The organism is Bacillus sp. C28GYM-DRY-1 (assembly GCF_030519405.1).
In the GTDB taxonomy this organism is placed as follows: Bacteria; Bacillota; Bacilli; order Bacillales; family Bacillaceae; genus Bacillus; species Bacillus spizizenii_A.
Window position 1 is genome coordinate 298,144 of sequence record NZ_JAUMKF010000001.1, and the last position, 17,167, is coordinate 315,310.

Annotated in this window: 16 protein-coding genes and 2 pseudogenes; 13 read left to right on the forward strand and 5 right to left on the reverse strand. The window is 41.7% G+C overall.

Features of this window, described 5'->3' with window-relative positions; genetic code table 11:
• Window positions 1-129 precede the first annotated feature (129 nt).
• The 7 genes from acnA to Q3W56_RS01600 all read left to right on the forward strand — a co-directional run bounded on the left by acnA (window position 130) and on the right by Q3W56_RS01600 (window position 4,961).
• Entirely contained in the window at window positions 130-2,859 is a 2,730-nt protein-coding gene (gene acnA / locus Q3W56_RS01570) for an aconitate hydratase AcnA (RefSeq protein ID WP_302894257.1), read from the forward strand.
• Window positions 2,860-2,930: 71 nt separating this feature from the next.
• A complete protein-coding gene (locus Q3W56_RS01575; RefSeq protein WP_302894258.1) occupies window positions 2,931-3,443 on the forward strand; it encodes a redoxin domain-containing protein in 513 nt (170 codons plus the stop codon).
• A 78-nt stretch (window positions 3,444-3,521) separates the two neighbouring features.
• On the forward strand, window positions 3,522-3,647 hold the full coding sequence (locus tag Q3W56_RS01580; protein ID WP_003244964.1) for an FbpB family small basic protein: 126 nt from the start codon (window positions 3,522-3,524) through the stop codon (window positions 3,645-3,647).
• Window positions 3,648-3,711: 64 nt separating this feature from the next.
• Entirely contained in the window at window positions 3,712-3,858 is a 147-nt protein-coding gene (gene sspN, locus Q3W56_RS01585; protein WP_003221249.1) for an acid-soluble spore protein SspN, read from the forward strand.
• A 36-nt stretch (window positions 3,859-3,894) separates the two neighbouring features.
• The gene (gene tlp, locus Q3W56_RS01590) at window positions 3,895-4,146 is read left to right on the forward strand and encodes a small acid-soluble spore protein Tlp (RefSeq protein ID WP_019714534.1); all 252 of its coding nucleotides are present in this window, start codon (window positions 3,895-3,897) and stop codon (window positions 4,144-4,146) included.
• Between the two features lie 83 nt (window positions 4,147-4,229).
• The gene (locus Q3W56_RS01595; RefSeq protein ID WP_302894259.1) at window positions 4,230-4,646 is read left to right on the forward strand and encodes a YbgC/FadM family acyl-CoA thioesterase; all 417 of its coding nucleotides are present in this window, start codon (window positions 4,230-4,232) and stop codon (window positions 4,644-4,646) included.
• Between the two features lie 15 nt (window positions 4,647-4,661).
• Window positions 4,662-4,961 carry a hypothetical protein gene (locus Q3W56_RS01600; protein ID WP_019714536.1) on the forward strand — a complete coding sequence of 100 codons (300 nt, stop codon included), beginning with the start codon at window positions 4,662-4,664 and terminating at the stop codon, window positions 4,959-4,961.
• A 33-nt stretch (window positions 4,962-4,994) separates the two neighbouring features.
• Here Q3W56_RS01600 and Q3W56_RS01605 read toward each other — a convergent pair whose 3' ends face one another.
• Entirely contained in the window at window positions 4,995-5,282 is a 288-nt protein-coding gene (locus Q3W56_RS01605) for a HesB/YadR/YfhF family protein (RefSeq protein ID WP_014113944.1), read from the reverse strand.
• Between the two features lie 79 nt (window positions 5,283-5,361).
• Window positions 5,362-5,943, reverse strand: a complete 582-nt coding sequence (plsY, locus tag Q3W56_RS01610; RefSeq protein WP_302894260.1) for a glycerol-3-phosphate 1-O-acyltransferase PlsY — start codon at window positions 5,941-5,943, stop codon at window positions 5,362-5,364.
• A 167-nt stretch (window positions 5,944-6,110) separates the two neighbouring features.
• On the opposite strand from plsY, the gene Q3W56_RS01615 reads away from it, so the two are divergent.
• The 3 genes from Q3W56_RS01615 to parC all read left to right on the forward strand — a co-directional run bounded on the left by Q3W56_RS01615 (window position 6,111) and on the right by parC (window position 11,303).
• Window positions 6,111-6,518 (forward strand): CoA-binding protein, encoded by a 408-nt coding sequence (locus Q3W56_RS01615; protein WP_302894261.1) that lies wholly within the window; start codon window positions 6,111-6,113, stop codon window positions 6,516-6,518.
• Between the two features lie 394 nt (window positions 6,519-6,912).
• Window positions 6,913-8,880, forward strand: coding sequence for a DNA topoisomerase IV subunit B (gene parE, locus Q3W56_RS01620; protein ID WP_019714541.1), 1,968 nt, complete (start codon window positions 6,913-6,915; stop codon window positions 8,878-8,880).
• A 2-nt stretch (window positions 8,881-8,882) separates the two neighbouring features.
• The gene (gene parC, locus Q3W56_RS01625) at window positions 8,883-11,303 is read left to right on the forward strand and encodes a DNA topoisomerase IV subunit A (RefSeq protein WP_302894262.1); all 2,421 of its coding nucleotides are present in this window, start codon (window positions 8,883-8,885) and stop codon (window positions 11,301-11,303) included.
• 50 nt (window positions 11,304-11,353) lie between these two features.
• Here parC and Q3W56_RS01630 read toward each other — a convergent pair whose 3' ends face one another.
• Both Q3W56_RS01630 and Q3W56_RS01635 read right to left on the reverse strand, forming a co-directional pair.
• A complete protein-coding gene (locus tag Q3W56_RS01630; RefSeq protein WP_014113948.1) occupies window positions 11,354-11,479 on the reverse strand; it encodes a hypothetical protein in 126 nt (41 codons plus the stop codon).
• Window positions 11,480-11,504: 25 nt separating this feature from the next.
• Window positions 11,505-11,858: a hypothetical protein gene (locus Q3W56_RS01635; protein WP_019714543.1), complete on the reverse strand. Its 354-nt coding sequence runs from the start codon at window positions 11,856-11,858 to the stop codon at window positions 11,505-11,507.
• Between the two features lie 475 nt (window positions 11,859-12,333).
• Between Q3W56_RS01635 and Q3W56_RS01640 the strand changes: the two genes are divergently transcribed.
• From Q3W56_RS01640 to Q3W56_RS01650, 3 genes and pseudogenes are all read left to right on the forward strand, one after another.
• Window positions 12,334-13,731 carry an alanine/glycine:cation symporter family protein gene (locus Q3W56_RS01640; protein ID WP_302894263.1) on the forward strand — a complete coding sequence of 466 codons (1,398 nt, stop codon included), beginning with the start codon at window positions 12,334-12,336 and terminating at the stop codon, window positions 13,729-13,731.
• Between the two features lie 312 nt (window positions 13,732-14,043).
• Window positions 14,044-15,366: pseudogene (locus Q3W56_RS01645) on the forward strand (glycoside hydrolase family 5 protein).
• Between the two features lie 68 nt (window positions 15,367-15,434).
• The gene (locus Q3W56_RS01650; protein WP_302894264.1) at window positions 15,435-15,698 is read left to right on the forward strand and encodes a YnfE family protein; all 264 of its coding nucleotides are present in this window, start codon (window positions 15,435-15,437) and stop codon (window positions 15,696-15,698) included.
• 173 nt (window positions 15,699-15,871) lie between these two features.
• On the opposite strand, the pseudogene xynC reads toward Q3W56_RS01650, so the two are convergent.
• Window positions 15,872-17,159: pseudogene (gene xynC / locus Q3W56_RS01655) on the reverse strand (glucuronoarabinoxylan endo-1,4-beta-xylanase XynC).
• Window positions 17,160-17,167 lie beyond the last annotated feature (8 nt).

Sequence of the window (17,167 nt, forward strand, 5' to 3'; positions counted from 1 at the left end):
CTTATTGTATTTAATAAAAACATTGATATTTACTTATGTATGATTTTGTTTTAATATGAAATTGTGAGAAAATTGTGATGGAATTTACTTCATCTGAGAATGATCTGATCTGAAGGGGGATTTTGGAGAATGGCAAACGAGCAAAAAACTGCAACAAAAGACGTTTTCCAAGCGAGAAAAACGTTTACTACTAATGGGAAAACATATCATTACTACTCTTTAAAGGCGTTAGAAGATTCAGGTATCGGGAAGGTTTCGAAGCTTCCTTATTCCATCAAAGTTCTATTAGAATCAGTATTGCGTCAAGTTGACGGATTCGTCATCAAAAAAGAACACGTGGAAAATTTGGCAAAATGGGGAACTGCCGAATTAAAGGAAATCGACGTTCCGTTTAAACCATCTCGTGTTATTTTACAAGATTTCACAGGGGTTCCGGCAGTAGTAGACCTTGCTTCACTGCGGAAAGCAATGGCAGCTGTCGGCGGAGATCCTGATAAAATTAACCCCGAAATTCCTGTTGATCTCGTTATCGACCACTCAGTACAGGTTGATAAAGCGGGCACAGAAGATGCGTTAGCTATTAATATGGACTTGGAATTCAAAAGAAATGCAGAGCGCTACAAATTTTTAAGCTGGGCAAAGAAAGCGTTTAATAACTATCAGGCAGTGCCGCCTGCAACAGGTATCGTGCACCAGGTAAACCTAGAGTTCCTGGCAAGTGTCGTCCATGCAATTGAAGAAGACGGTGAACTTGTAACATACCCTGATACGCTTGTCGGAACAGACTCACATACAACAATGATTAACGGTATTGGCGTTCTTGGCTGGGGTGTCGGCGGAATTGAAGCTGAAGCGGGAATGCTTGGACAGCCTTCTTACTTCCCAGTTCCTGAGGTAATTGGCGCGAAACTTGTCGGCAAGCTTCCGAACGGAACAACAGCTACTGACTTGGCGTTAAAAGTGACACAGGTGCTGCGTGAAAAAGGCGTTGTCGGCAAGTTTGTCGAATTCTTTGGGCCTGGAGTTGCTGAACTGCCGCTTGCAGATCGTGCAACTATTGCGAACATGGCTCCGGAATACGGTGCTACATGCGGATTCTTCCCAGTAGATGAAGAAGCGCTAAACTATATGCGCCTGACAGGCCGTGATCCTGAACACATTGATGTTGTCGAAGCATACTGCAGAAACAATGGCTTGTTCTACACTCCAGATGTGGAAGACCCTCAATTTACTGATGTGGTTGAAATTGACCTGTCTCAAATTGAAGCAAACTTATCAGGTCCAAAACGCCCTCAGGATTTGATCCCGCTTTCTGCCATGCAGGAAACGTTTAAAAAGCATTTAGTCAGCCCTGCGGGTAACCAAGGATTCGGTATGGATGCTGAAGAAGAAGAAAAAGAAATTAAGTTTAAACTCCTGAATGGCGAAGAAACAGTTATGAAAACGGGAGCGATCGCCATTGCTGCAATCACAAGCTGTACGAATACATCCAACCCGTACGTTCTAATCGGTGCCGGACTCGTAGCGAAAAAAGCGGTTGAGTTAGGGCTTAAAGTGCCTAATTACGTAAAAACGTCACTTGCACCGGGATCTAAAGTTGTTACAGGATATCTTGTGAATTCAGGCCTTCTTCCATACATGAAAGAGCTTGGTTTTAACCTCGTGGGGTACGGATGTACAACATGTATCGGAAACTCAGGTCCGCTTTCACCAGAAATCGAAGAAGCAGTTGCGAAAAATGATCTTCTGATTACATCTGTCCTTTCCGGAAACCGTAACTTTGAAGGGCGTATTCACCCGCTTGTTAAAGGCAACTATCTTGCTTCTCCGCCGCTCGTTGTAGCATATGCGCTGGCTGGAACGGTAAACATTAATCTGAAAACTGATCCGATCGGTGTGGGCAAAGATGGTCAAAACGTATACTTTAACGATATTTGGCCGTCAATGGACGAAATCAATTCACTTGTTAAGCAAACTGTTACGCCTGAGCTCTTCCGCAAAGAGTATGAAACAGTATTTGATGACAACAAGCGATGGAACGAGATTGAAACTACAGATGAAGCGCTATATAAATGGGATAACGAGTCAACTTACATTCAAAATCCGCCATTCTTCGAAGAAATGTCTGTTGAGCCAGGTAAGGTTGAACCATTAAAAGGTTTGCGTGTTGTAGGTAAATTCGGCGATTCAGTCACAACTGACCATATTTCTCCTGCGGGGGCAATTGGAAAAGACACGCCTGCCGGAAAGTATTTGCAAGAAAAAGGCGTTTCCCCTCGCGACTTTAACTCCTACGGTTCCCGCCGCGGAAACCATGAGGTTATGATGAGAGGAACATTTGCAAACATCCGCATCAAAAACCAAATCGCACCGGGTACAGAAGGCGGATATACAACGTACTGGCCGACTGGTGAAGTAACGTCCATCTATGAGGCGTGCATGAGATATAAAGAAAATAAAACAGGTCTTGTCGTATTAGCAGGAAAAGACTATGGTATGGGATCTTCACGTGACTGGGCTGCAAAAGGAACAAACCTTCTCGGCATCAGAACGGTAATTGCTGAAAGCTTTGAAAGAATTCACAGAAGCAACCTTGTATTCATGGGTGTGCTGCCGCTTCAGTTTAAACAAGGGGAAAATGCGGAAACACTCGGTTTAACAGGTAAAGAAGTTATCGAGGTTGATGTTGATGAAACAGTTCGTCCTCGTGACCTTGTGACAGTAAGAGCAATCAATGAAGATGGTCATGTAACAACATTTGAAGCAGTCGTCCGCTTTGATAGTGAAGTGGAAATTGATTACTATCGCCATGGCGGCATCCTGCAAATGGTGCTTCGTGAAAAAATGAAACAGTCCTAATGAATCAATAGGAAGAGAAGGCATTCTGCTTTCTCTTCTTTTTATGACAAAGTGTGCTGCGGAGGTGGCATATGCTAAAAAAATGGCTCGCAGGGATCCTGCTTATCATGCTTGCCGGTTATATGGGATGGAATTTGTATCAAACGTACAGCAAAAAAGAAGTCGGGATTGAAGAGGGACAGCAAGCACCTGACTTTTCTTTGAGAACGCTATCGGGAGAGAAAAGTTCCTTACAGGACACAAAAGGCAAAAAAGTATTGCTCAATTTTTGGGCGACTTGGTGTAAACCGTGCCGCCAGGAAATGCCGGCGATGGAACAGCTGCAAAAAGAACACGCCGACGAACTTGCGGTTGTTGCGGTAAATTTCACTACAGCTGAGAAAAGCGAGAAACAGGTCCGGACATTTGCCGATACGTATGATTTAACGTTTCCTATTTTGATTGATAAAAAAGGGGTCAATGCTGATTATAATGTGATGTCATACCCAACGACGTATATCTTAAATGCAAAAGGTGTTATTCAAGACATACACATTGGCACTATGACAAAAAAAGAAATGGAACAAAAACTGGATCTTGATTAGATTCAGTTTTTTATGTTCAGATATGCTTACAAGTTTTCAGAATTGGAAAAAATAAAAGAATATGCGGAGGTGAGTAGGGTGAAGAAGATGAGAAAGCGTTCCTTTCATGAGCTCGTCATGGAAAACAAAAAAGAGCTGATGACCAATACGGAGTATTTAAATCAGCTTGAGGAAAAGCTTGAACAGCGATTTAAGCAAAAATAACCTTTAATTTGTATTCATGTTTACCCCTCCTTTAGAGAATCCTATCTGTTGAGGAGGGATAAACATGGGAAACAACAAGAAAAACGGTCAGCCTCAATATGCGCCAAGCCACTTGGGTACAAAGCCTGTAAAGTATAAAGCCAATAAAGGGGAAAAAATGCATGATACTTCCGGACAGCAGCCGATCATCATGCAGACAAAAGGCGAGTAGCGCCGAATCAAGTTTAATTCTAGGGGGTACATCCGAATGACAAAGAACCAAAATCAATATCAGCAGTCTAATCCTGATGACCGTTCTGATAATGTAGAAAAATTGCAGGATATGGTTCAAAATACAATTGAAAACATAGAAGAAGCAGAAGCATCAATGGAGTTTGCTTCAGGAGAAGATAAACAGCGCATCAAAGAAAAAAATGCTAGACGCGAACAAAGCATCGAAGCGTTTCGCAATGAAATTCAAGACGAATCTGCAGCGAGAGAAAACGGATACCGCTCTTAAAAACCAGGGAAACCTGGTTTTTTTCTTTCTGATTTGATTATGGTAAAATGGGGCTAAATTGACGTTAAGGGAGCAGAGTAATCTTGCATGTATCAAAAAAAGAAATAGAAGTGCGTTACGCAGAAACAGATCAAATGGGGATTGTCTATCACGCCAATTATCTTGTGTGGATGGAGGTCGGCAGAACGGATCTGATTAAGGATTTAGGATTTTTATACAGTGATATGGAAAAGAAAGGTGTCCTGTCTCCAGTCGTTGACATCAATATTTCCTATAAAAAGCCGCTTCATTATGGAGAAACTGCGGATGTGCACACATGGATAGAGCAATACAACGGCTTTAAAACCATCTATGGATATCACATTTACAATCCGGCCGGTGAGCTTTCCATCGAAGCCACCTCATCTCATATTTGTGTAGATAAAGAGAGCTTTAAGCCTATTCAGTTCCGTAAAGCTTTCCCTGATTGGCACGAAGCATATGAAAAGGCCAAGAAATAGGGAAGTGAACAAGATATGGCGTTTGGTGTGAAACGTGAAGAACTCAACCGCTGGAAACAAGCAGTGAAAAGAGGAGAAATCGCATTTTTAACACATTACTGGCTGGATGACCGGTTTCCGGAAGCAAAGACTGTGACAAAAGCAGGCTGTGCAGATATTGATAAGCTGATTCAGTGGGGAGCGGCGTACGGTTTAAAAAAAGAATGGATACATAAAAAAAGTGAATTTCCTCACTTTGACCTGCTGGGAGAGACACAAAAATATATTTTGGAACAAGAAAACCTGACAGATCATCTGATAAGATTTGATTTATAAAAAAAAAGAGCGCACTTAACGTGCGTTCTTTTTTTATTGGTATTCAAAAACCGGTTCATCAGCGTCCGCTGAATAGCTGACTAGTAGGTCGTGGTTATCGAAGTACCATAGATCACTTTCTTCAATAAAGAAGGTGATGCCGCCGGCTTCTGCAGTGGCTCCAGCCTCTTGTGGGGCATCTTTCGCCACTCCGAGAGAAAATCCTTTTTGAACGTTGCTGCAGCCGCCGTAGCGGACGAAAAAGCGAACCTGGTCTCCGCTTTCTAAATCGAGCTCTTCCTTATACCAGTTCAGTGCGTCTTCGTTAATTGTCATATTCATTACAGAACACCCCTTCGTTCTTCTTTTGAATTTTCTCTATTATAAACGTACTAGGCTAATCTGTGTCAAAAGAGAAGGTTTATAACCATTTCACTTTAGGTTCTGTTTTATTGATAATTCGTTTAATGTTCGCCCGGTGTCTGTATATCACAAATATAGTGAGCAGGGTAACGACAATCAATAAATACTTATCATGGACAAAGAGACTATATATAACAGTATAAATCCCTGTTAACATTGATGACAGAGAAACAAATTTAGTCAAGTATAAAAAGATGAAAAATACCGCGACCATCGTGATAAATAACAAAGGTGCGTAAAATAACAAAACGCCTCCGGACGTTGCCACGGCTTTGCCGCCTTTAAATTTGGCGAAGATGGGGAACACGTGGCCAAAAACCGCAAAGACTCCTGCAAGAAGCGGATGAATATCAACATGCATGAGAAAAGGCAATGCAGTTGCCAGCGTTCCTTTCAAAATATCCCCGGCTATAACGACCGAACCAGCTTTTACGCCCAATGTACGGAATGCATTGGTAGCTCCTAAGTTGCCGCTTCCGTGCTCCCGAATATCAATTCCCTTGGCAAGCTTGCCCACAATTAAGCCAGATGGAATACTGCCTATCAGGTAGGCCAAAATAATCAATAAAGCAATTAACATCTACATTTCTCCTTTTTCAAATTCCCTTCTTTCTATTTTAACATGAGATATCATAATCTGATGATAAGTTTTTTGTAAAGTTTGCTTACAAATCTTATCAAACATGCATCATATTTTGATTTCTTACATTTTGATCGGGTAAAATAGATGAAAAGGAGTGGTACATGATGCAAAACCCTTCCAAAGCGGAAATTAAAGAGATTCTTGATCAAAGCAAGCGAATTGCGGTAGTGGGGCTTTCAGACCGGCCGGATAGAACGTCGCATATGGTTTCCAAAGCAATGCAGGATGCGGGCTATGAAATCATTCCCGTCAATCCTACAATTAATGAGGCACTTGGTGTCAAAGCCGTTTCATCTTTACAAGAGATTGAGGGTCCGATTGACATCGTCAATGTATTCCGGCGCTCAGAACAGCTGCCAGTCGTAGCGGAAGAATTTTTGGAGACAGGCGCTCCAGTATTTTGGGCACAGCAAGGGCTGGTAAACGAAGAAGCTTACCAGATGCTAAAGCAAAAAGACAGAACGGTTATCATGGATCTGTGCATAAAAGTAGCGCACGCTGTAACAAAATAGGTGCAAACTGCAAAAATCCTTGTGAATTCAAGGATTTTTGCTTTTTAATTTTAAGATATTGTTTGCGTATTACGGTGAAACAGATACAATAAAGCTTGAACAGCTTTTTTTGAATACCTTGTCTAGCTGGATTTCGGCCGTTCGATTTGCGAAGGTCTGCTGCTTTATATATAATAAACAAACATACGTTCTCATAGTGTAAAAACAGCACTATCCGATGTTTTGCGAACTGTTTCGTTAGCGCTATGTTGCGATTGCCAACATATTGGTTATAATGAGGAGTCCAAGGCAGTACCGGCTCGAGGCGAGGTTTATAACAAATACTTTATACAATTGATGGTGTAACACTGAAAAAGAGAAAGACAATGTTAGTTTTTGAAAGGGGTTTGTACGTTTGGCTAGAAAACAGCAATTTGATTACAACGAAGATGCCATACAGGTGCTCGAAGGCCTTGAGGCCGTCAGAAAAAGACCGGGTATGTATATTGGCTCTACTGACGCACGGGGCTTGCACCACTTGGTTTATGAAATTGTAGATAACTCTGTCGATGAGGTGCTTGCCGGCCATGGAGATCACATAATCGTCAAAATACATAAAGACAACAGTATATCTGTACAGGATAGAGGCCGCGGCATGCCAACCGGAATGCATAAGCTCGGCAAACCAACCCCTGAAGTGATTTTAACGGTGCTTCATGCCGGAGGAAAGTTTGGTCAAGGCGGCTATAAAACAAGCGGGGGGCTGCACGGAGTTGGTGCATCAGTTGTGAATGCTTTATCTGAATGGCTGACGGTTACCATTGAGCGGGACGGTTTCGTCTATCAGCAGCGTTTTGAAAACGGAGGAAAACCAGTTACATCTCTCGAAAAGATCGGCAAAACAAAAAAGACAGGAACGTTAACGCACTTTAAGCCAGATCCTACGATGTTCAGCACAACGACTTATAATTTTGAAACGCTTTCTGAACGCTTAAGAGAATCTTCGTTTTTGTTAAAAGGATTAAAAATTGAGCTGATTGACGAGCGCAATGACCAGCATGAGGTATTCTATTATGAGAACGGCATAGAATCGTTTGTCGCTTATTTAAATGAGGAAAAAGACGCCTTGTCTGAAGTGGTCTCATTTGAGGGGGAGCATCACTCAATAGAAGTGGACTTTGCGTTCCAGTTTAACGACGGCTATTCTGAAAACATTTTATCGTTTGTTAACAACGTCAGAACCAAAGACGGCGGGACTCATGAGTCAGGTGCAAAAACAGCGATGACACGTGCTTTTAATGAATATGCGCGAAAAGTGGCTTTGCTGAAAGAAAAAGATAAAAACCTGGAGGGCACCGATATAAGAGAAGGGCTTTCAGCCATTATTTCTGTTCGGATTCCTGAGGAGCTTCTCCAATTTGAAGGACAAACAAAAGGAAAGCTTGGTACTAGTGAAGCGAGATCAGCAGTTGATGCAGTTGTTTCAGAGCAGCTTGCTTACTTTTTAGAGGAAAACCGGGATACTGCAACGCTTCTTGTCAAAAAAGCAATCAAAGCAAGCCAGGCCCGTGAAGCGGCACGCAAAGCCCGCGAAGAAGCAAGAAGCGGCAAAAAACGAAAAAAATCAGAAGCGACATTAAGCGGGAAGCTGACGCCTGCGGGTTCGAGAAACCCGGCAAAAAATGAATTGTATCTCGTTGAGGGTGATTCGGCAGGCGGGTCAGCAAAGCAGGGAAGAGACCGCAGATTCCAAGCGGTTCTGCCTTTACGCGGGAAAGTCATTAATACGGAAAAAGCTAAGCTTGCTGATATCTTTAAAAATGAAGAGATCAATACGATCATTCATGCGATCGGCGGGGGAGTCGGAGCGGATTTCTCAATCGATGATATCAACTACGACAAAATCATCATTATGACCGATGCAGATACGGACGGCGCTCATATTCAAGTGCTGCTTCTTACCTTTTTCTATCGCTATATGAAGCCGCTGATTGAGCATGGCAAAGTGTTCATTGCACTGCCTCCTTTATATAAGGTCAGTAAAGGTAGCGGGAAAAAGGAAATCATTGAATATGCATGGTCTGATGAAGAGATGGATGATGTGCTGAAAAAAGTCGGCAAAGGCTATACCATTCAGCGATATAAGGGTCTTGGAGAGATGAACGCAGACCAGCTGTGGGAAACGACGATGAATCCGGAGTCCCGTACGCTTGTAAGAGTCAAAATCGACGATGCGGCACGAGTAGAGAGACGTGTTACTACGCTAATGGGAGACAAAGTTGAGCCGCGCAGAAAGTGGATTGAGAAAAACGTCGCTTTCGGCTTAGATGAAGAAAGCAATATTTTAGAAAATGAAAACTTATCGGTCGCTGAGGAGGTTTAATGTTGTCACAGCCAGAATTATTTCATGATTTACCATTAGAAGAGGTGATCGGCGACCGTTTTGGACGCTATAGTAAATATATTATTCAAGACAGGGCGCTTCCTGATGCAAGAGACGGTTTAAAGCCCGTACAGCGCAGAATTCTGTATGCGATGCATACAGATGGAAACACGTTTGATAAAAACTTCAGAAAAGCGGCTAAAACGGTTGGTAACGTCATCGGTAACTATCATCCGCACGGTGACAGTTCGGTTTATGAAGCAATGGTGCGGATGAGCCAGGATTGGAAAGTGCGAAATGTGTTAATTGAAATGCATGGGAACAACGGGAGTATCGACGGGGATCCCCCGGCAGCCATGCGTTATACAGAAGCGAGATTATCACCGATCGCTTCTGAGCTTCTTCGGGATATTGACAAAAATACAGTTGAATTTGTGCCGAACTTCGATGATACAAGCAAGGAGCCTGTCGTACTCCCGGCGATGTTTCCTAACCTATTGGTCAACGGCTCTACCGGGATATCAGCGGGATATGCGACCGACATTCCCCCTCATCATCTGGGAGAAGTCATTGATGCTGTTATCAAGCGCATTCAAATGCCATCTTGCTCTGTTGATGAACTCATGGAAGTCATTAAAGGGCCTGATTTTCCGACAGGCGGTATTATTCAAGGCGTTGACGGCATAAAAAAAGCCTATGAAACCGGAAAAGGAAAAATCATTATCCGCGGAAAAGCTGAAATTGAAACAATCAGAGGCGGACGTGAACAAATTGTCATTACGGAGATTCCATTTGAAGTAAATAAAGCAAACCTAGTGAAAAAAATGGACGAGTACCGCATTGATAAAAAGGTTGAAGGCATCTCAGAGGTTCGTGATGAAACGGATCGAACTGGGCTGAGAGTGGTCATTGAACTGAAAAAAGAAGCGGATGCCAATGGCATTTTGAATTTCTTATATAAAAATACTGATTTGCAAATCACCTATAACTTTAACATGGTGGCTATTCATAATCGCCGCCCGATGTTGATGAGCCTGCCGTCTATTTTGGATGCATATATCGGTCACCAAAAGGAAGTCGTCACAAACCGGTCCGTTTATGAGCTTCAAAAAGCAAAAGACAGACATCACATCGTAGAAGGACTCATGAAAGCTTTGTCCATTCTGGATGAAGTCATTGCAACAATTCGTTCTTCAAGCGATAAACGTGACGCTAAAAACAACTTAATTGCAAAATATGAATTTACAGAGCCTCAGGCTGAAGCCATTGTGTCATTGCAGCTTTATCGTTTAACCAATACAGATATCACAGCACTGAAAGAAGAGGCAGAAGAGCTTGGTAAAAAAATTGAAGAGCTCGAATCCATTCTGAGCAATGATAAAAAGCTGTTAAAAGTGATCACAAACAGCTTAAAAGCATTGAAAAAGAAATATGCAGACACGAGACGCTCCGTCATTGAAGAAAAAATTGAGGAAATTAAGATTAACCTTGAAGTTATGGTTGCGTCTGAGGATGTATATGTGACCGTTACGAAGGATGGTTACCTAAAACGGACGAGCCAGCGCTCATTTGCCGCTTCCAATGGCCAGGATTTCGGGATGAAAGATACGGACAGGATGCTGCATCAGTTTGAAATGAATACGACGGATGTGCTGCTGCTCTTTACGAACAAAGGAAGCTACATCTATTGTCCGGTTCACCAGCTGCCTGATATTAGATGGAAGGACATGGGCCAGCATTTTTCAAATATGATCACCATTGACCGTGATGAAACGATTGTAAAGGCCATACCGATAAAAGAATTTGATCCGTCGGCGTATCTATTATTCTTTACGAAAAACGGAATGGTGAAAAAGACAGAGCTCACTCATTATAAAGCACAGCGTTATTCTAAAGCGCTTGTGGCCTTAAATCTGAAGGGTGAAGACGAACTGATTGATGTACATGTAACAAATGGGGAAAGCCAGATCTTTATGGCCACTCACCTAGGGTACGGTTTATGGTTTGGAGAAGACGAAGTAAATGTAGTTGGCGCGCGCGCTGCTGGTGTCAAAGGGATTAACTTAAAAGAAGATGACTTTGTTGTCTCCGGGAAAATCCTACAAGAATCTAATTCAATTGTATTGTTCACACAGCGGGGAGCGGTGAAACGCATGAGTCTTTCCGAGTTTGAAAAAACATCCCGTGCAAAACGCGGTGTTGTTATGCTAAGGGAACTGAAGAAAAATCCTCACCGGGTCGTAGCACTGTTCGCTTGCGGTCTTGAACAGCGATTTATGGTGGAAACGGAAAAAGGCGAAAGAAAAGAACTGCTGGCAAAAGACCTGCGGACAAACGACAGGTACAGCAATGGCTCTTTCTTTATTGATGAAGAGGAATCAGGCAAGGTTACAGCTGTTTGGCGCCTTCATACAGAACAATAATAAAAAAACCCGCTCATGTGATATGAGCGGGTTTCGTTTTTCATTTTCAATTAGCTTTCATGGCTGGTGAAAAGATCTGTAAAGGCATGAACAAATTCGATTCCTTGCCATACAAATAAATTCAGTGCTGTGAAAGAAAACAAGCCTAAAATCACCATTCTTAAGATAAACAACATGTTTAACAGCCTCCTCATATTTTCGTTATATAATCGGGTGATGTTGAACATGAAGTTTGCCGAAATAAGACGATTGATAAAATTTGGCCAGTATAAAGCTTTTTTTCCGCTGGCGCCTGCGGGAGTAGCCCGTACTTTTGCTTTCAGCGGTCAGAAGCAGAACAGCCATTGCCCATAAAGCAGTAAGCGCAAATGCTCCTGTGAAGGATTTCTTCTCATCATCAGCATTTTGGCCGGCTTTCATCTCATGCATTTCTTGCTGGTCAGCTACAGCTTTATAATGATGGCCGATATCAAAGGCGTGGGGAATTGAGAACAAATGAAAACTGGCAATCGCCAAAAATAAGATAGACGCTTTTAGTATCGTTACTTTTTTCAATTGATCTCCCCCTCCTTTAATATTACTGAATATTTTTATAATAATACCCTAATCCATTCTAAAAGTAAACTTGATTTATTAAATTTAAAAATAAATTTCACTTTGTTAAGTATATATCTTTTTGCATATTTTTGAAAGGATAATTTCTTTTATTAGTGTATGTATACCCGATCTAAGATGTGAATAAAAACACATTTTAAAAGATATGTTGGTTGTTTAGGATTTATGAGTTTATTTATCAAAGAAAACGGAAGGTGGCAGGAAAGAAATCTTACTTTATAAAAAGAGAACTCTTTATTCATAGGAAAATAATAGAGAAGGAGGGGATCAAAGGAGTGAAACATCAGTCTAAGACAATAACCTTCACGAAAAAACTTCCTAATTCGACATATTGTGATATAATAAAACTCGTTATGTTAAAAAATCTAACATCAAATATGAATTCACAATGAATTGATGAAAACGGGAGGTCAATATGGAGTCTTTTTTCAACAGTTTGATCAATATTCCAAGTGATTTTATCTGGAACTATTTATTTTATATTTTAATAGGACTTGGACTATTTTTTACACTTCGTTTTGGTTTTATCCAATTCCGTTATTTTATTGAAATGTTCAGAATAGTAGGTGAGAAGTCTGAAGGAAATAAAGGTGTAACATCTATGCAGGCGTTCTTTATTTCTGCCGCATCCCGAGTCGGGACAGGCAATTTGACTGGTGTTGCCTTAGCAATTGCGACAGGCGGTCCAGGCGCTGTCTTTTGGATGTGGGTTGTAGCTGCTGTAGGTATGGCTTCAAGCTTTGTTGAGAGTACGTTAGCACAGCTTTTTAAAGTGAAGGACGGAAACGATTTCCGCGGCGGACCGGCTTACTATATTCAAAAAGGTCTTGGAGTCAGGTGGCTCGGAATCGTATTCGCTGTTTTAATTACTGTATCATTCGGTTTAATTTTTAACGCTGTTCAATCCAATACAATTGCGGGAGCGTTAGAAGGCGCATTTCATGTGAACAAAACAGTTGTGGCTATTGTTCTTGCTGCTTTAACGGCTTTTATTATTTTCGGCGGTTTAAAACGTGTAGTCGCAGTGACACAATTGATTGTTCCGGTAATGGCGGGTCTTTATATTCTCATTGCACTATATGTTGTATTCACCAATATTTCTGCATTCCCAAGCGTAATTGCGACAATTGTCAAAAATGCTTTGGGATTTGAACAAGTTGTTGGCGGAGGACTGGGAGCGATCATCGTCATCGGTGCACAGCGCGGGCTTTTCTCTAACGAAGCGGGAATGGGTAGCGCGCCTAACGCTGCTGCGACAGCTCATGTTTCGCATCCGGCAAAACAGGGCTTTATTCAAACATTAGGCGTGTTTTTCGATACATTTATCGTATGTACATCTACAGCGTTTATCATTTTACTATACAGTGTAACACCAAAAGGAGACGGCATCCAAGTGACACAGGCTGCTCTGAGCCATCATATTGGAGGTTGGGCGCCTGGTTTTATAGCAATCGCAATGTTCTTGTTTGCCTTTAGTTCAGTTGTCGGAAACTATTATTATGGTGAGACAAACATTGAATTTATTAAAACAAGCAAAACATGGCTGAATATTTACCGCATCGCGGTTATTGCTATGGTGGTCTTTGGATGTGTAGCAGGGTTCCAGATTGTATGGGACATGGCGGACCTCTTTATGGGGATCATGGCGCTGATTAACTTAATTGTTATTACACTGCTGTCGAACGTTGCTTACAAAGTGTATAAAGATTACGCGAAACAGCGTAAACAAGGACTTGATCCTGTATTCAAAGCGAAAAACATCCCGGGTCTTAAAAACACTGAAACTTGGGAAGATGAAAGACAAGAAGTATAAGAACTCGGCTGCATTCAAATTGAATGCAGCCTTTTTATTTGGCGAAAAGAAGCGGAATGTTATGATTTCATAAAAAAGCAACGTGTAAAGTCCTGGTTAAACACTTTTATATGTGGTCCACCTGTATTAGCAGTATCTGAAACAAGACAAAAAGAGCAAATTGGCAGCCTTTTAAACCGCCTAAAAACAAGAAATTAGGTTGATAGACAATCATGAGAAAGGTTTTTTACAATGAGTCCGTGCTACAAAAAAGGGAGGAGAGCTGTGAGTTGCTAAGCACATAATGATTTAAAGGAGGAAAGAATATTCTATATGAAACGTTCAGTCTCTAATTTAATCGTATGTTTATTCATTGCATTACTAGCAATCGGCGGTATGCCTGCTCCACAAGCATCTGCAGCAGGGGGGGAAACGCCAGTATCCATAAATGGGCAGCTAAGCATAAAAGGAACACAGCTAGTCAATCAAGACGGAAAGGCGGTGCAGCTGAAGGGGATCAGTTCACATGGATTGCAATGGTATGGTGATTTTGTCAATAAAGACACCTTAAAATGGCTGAGAGACGATTGGGGCATTACGGTTTTCCGAGCGGCGATGTATACGGCAGACGGCGGTTATATTGATAATCCGTCTGTGAAAAACAAAGTAAAAGAAGCGGTTGAAGCGGCAAAAGAGCTTGGGATATATGTCATCATTGACTGGCATATCTTAAATGACGGCAATCCTAACCAAAATAAAGAGAAGGCAAAAGAATTCTTCAAGGAAATGTCAAGCCTTTACGGAAGCACGCCAAACGTGATTTATGAAATTGCGAACGAACCAAACGGCGATGTGAACTGGAAGCGTGATATTAAACCGTATGCGGAAGAAGTGATTCCCGTTATCCGCAAAAACGATCCCGACAACATCATCATTGTCGGTACCGGCACATGGAGCCAGGATGTGAATGATGCTGCCGATGATCAGCTTCAGGATGCAAATGTCATGTACGCGCTTCATTTTTATGCCGGCACACATGGCCAGTTTTTACGGGATAAAGCAAACTATGCACTCAGCAAAGGAGAACCTATTTTTGTGACGGAGTGGGGGACAAGCGATGCTTCTGGAAATGGCGGAGTATTTCTTAACCAGTCACGGGAATGGCTAAATTATCTCAACAGCAAGAACATCAGCTGGGTAAACTGGAATCTTTCTGATAAGCAGGAATCATCTTCAGCTTTAAAGCCGGGAGCATCTAAAACAGGAGGGTGGCCGTTATCAGATTTATCCGCTTCAGGAACGTTCGTAAGAGAAAACATTCTCGGCAACAAAATTCGATGAAGGGAAGCGTTGAAACGCCAACACAAGATTAACCCAAACAAAAAAACAGCTTCTCTGTGCAATACAGAGCAGGTGATGGTAGTACGAACGGAAACCAGATCTGGAACTAGGGTTTAAAAATGGAACGCTGTCACCAGGAGCGAGCAAACACAGCACAGAGAATATACAGCTTTGTCTTCAGAATGATGACTGGAGCAATTATGCACAACGCGAGGATTGGATTTTTTCCAATCAAATGCGTTTAAAACAATGAAAAAAATCATACTATATAAACATGGAAAACTTATTTGGGGAACGGAACCCAGATCAGTTTAGCTTTTGGCGGGCATCAGCAATGATGTCCGTTTTCATCATCTTATACAGCAAAACAAGGAGGTTAGGTTGTGGATGAAACACTGAAGCAGTATATGATGCTGTTCAAAGAAATGAATAATGCGATAAATGGTCCGGACTATCCGGGTAAGGAAAATGATATCCAACATCAAAAAGAACAGATTGAAGCTTATGAAAAACAGCTGCAGCAAGGTTTTTCTACAGATTATGACTACGATGTATTTGCTGACTCGGTTATCAAATGCGCATATGGCGATATGACGCTGGGAGATTTAGAAGCAATATATTATGGATTGAAAACGCCATTTTTTTGATTTGGACATTCAATAGTAAAATTTCATCTTCTGTCTCACTAACTTAAGTATACTTTTGAGTTGAGACAGAAATTCTTTTATTTTGTTTACTTCCTAGAATATATATTATGTAAACTAAAAAAGCTTGAGATATAACATTCTATTGAAAAATGAGTTGCGTGCCTTAGGTACCCTTAACGATTTGCGACAAATGTTGTCACGCTTTGAGCTGGAAGATGCGCCCAAAAATGATTGCCAGTTACATTGAGATTCGTTCCAGGTTGAAGATTGCTGCTGCTGCTCGTGATCCATCTAGATACCTGAGAAGCAGATCCATTCTGCAAAACAAAGTTTTGGTTGACTCCTGTGTTGCTTTTGTTAATGGCAACAATAACGCCCTTGTTGTCACCTTTATAGGCTGACACGTAAACGTTCGGATTAGGGTTTTTCGTTGCATCAACCCTTATATAGCCGGGACGCACAAACTTCGAGAAATGAGCCATATTGTAACCGCGTTTGCTGATCGCACCGTCTTCTTTCATAGGACCGTATGATCTGCGAATGTACCACCAAACATAAGCTTGAAGATCTCCCTCTACCATCGAGTTGTGAATATGATGTGAAACATCCAATGCCTCGGGCCATCGATCCGCCGAGTTGTTATCACTGTTCGGATAGTATACTTCCGTCATCCAAAGGTCCTTCCCCGCTCCTTTTTGTTTGAAAAGAGGATAAGGAAAATGACTGACCTGAGTACCATAAAGGTGGGTTCCGAGAATATCCATATTGGCAAGAGCCTGCGGATCGTTCAAAATCGGGTCCGACAAATTCTTCAAGTATTGAAATGACTCAGGCGCAATGACACGGGTATTAATCGAACCGGCATTTTCTCTCATAAAACGAAGCATTTCTTGCGGAGTCCACCACGTCCAGTCGTGTGCATAATCAGGTTCGTTTTGAACGGAAATCGAATAAAGATTCACACCATTATTCTTCATGTAGGTTATTCTTCATGTAGGTAACAAAATCGTTAAGATGCTGCGCGTATGCAGCGTACTTATCGTATCTTAGCCGTTTAGCTGATGTGTCACCATTTCGATTGAAGGTTTCGACCATATCGCTTGGAGGATTCCAGGGAGAAGCAAAAACCGATTGCTCCATGTTTGATCGCACTCTTTGCAGTCTCTAATTCACTGTACCAATTATTTCTATTTTCATCAATATGAATTCTTAAGATTGAAAAACCTAACTGACTCTGTCCATTGCCAAAGCGGTTTCTCTTTGAGCTGCTGTAAGATCCCCAATCCAAGCGGGGTGGTTCATTCCTCCAAATCCGCGAATCACTTGTTTTTCTGCAGATAAATTAACTGTTACATCACTTGCTGCCAAAACTTCAGTGGCGCCTGGTCCGGTTAGTATGACTGACAGCATAGTGAAACATACCAATAATACAAAAAGTGGTTTTTTTACGAATGAAATCATTTTTTCCT

Bases quoted from the DNA above. Each gene is read 5' to 3' on its own strand.
- acnA (WP_302894257.1), top strand. From the start codon at position 130: ATGGCAAACGAGCAAAAAACTGCAACAAAAGACGTTTTCCAAGCGAGA.
- Q3W56_RS01575 (WP_302894258.1), top strand. From the start codon at position 2,931: ATGCTAAAAAAATGGCTCGCAGGGATCCTGCTTATCATGCTTGCCGGT.
- sspN (WP_003221249.1), top strand. From the start codon at position 3,712: ATGGGAAACAACAAGAAAAACGGTCAGCCTCAATATGCGCCAAGCCAC.
- tlp (WP_019714534.1), top strand. From the start codon at position 3,895: ATGACAAAGAACCAAAATCAATATCAGCAGTCTAATCCTGATGACCGT.
- Q3W56_RS01600 (WP_019714536.1), top strand. From the start codon at position 4,662: ATGGCGTTTGGTGTGAAACGTGAAGAACTCAACCGCTGGAAACAAGCA.
- Q3W56_RS01605 (WP_014113944.1), bottom strand. From the start codon at position 5,282: ATGAATATGACAATTAACGAAGACGCACTGAACTGGTATAAGGAAGAG.
- plsY (WP_302894260.1), bottom strand. From the start codon at position 5,943: ATGTTAATTGCTTTATTGATTATTTTGGCCTACCTGATAGGCAGTATT.
- Q3W56_RS01615 (WP_302894261.1), top strand. From the start codon at position 6,111: ATGCAAAACCCTTCCAAAGCGGAAATTAAAGAGATTCTTGATCAAAGC.
- Q3W56_RS01630 (WP_014113948.1), bottom strand. From the start codon at position 11,479: ATGTTGTTTATCTTAAGAATGGTGATTTTAGGCTTGTTTTCTTTCACA.
- Q3W56_RS01640 (WP_302894263.1), top strand. From the start codon at position 12,334: ATGGAGTCTTTTTTCAACAGTTTGATCAATATTCCAAGTGATTTTATC.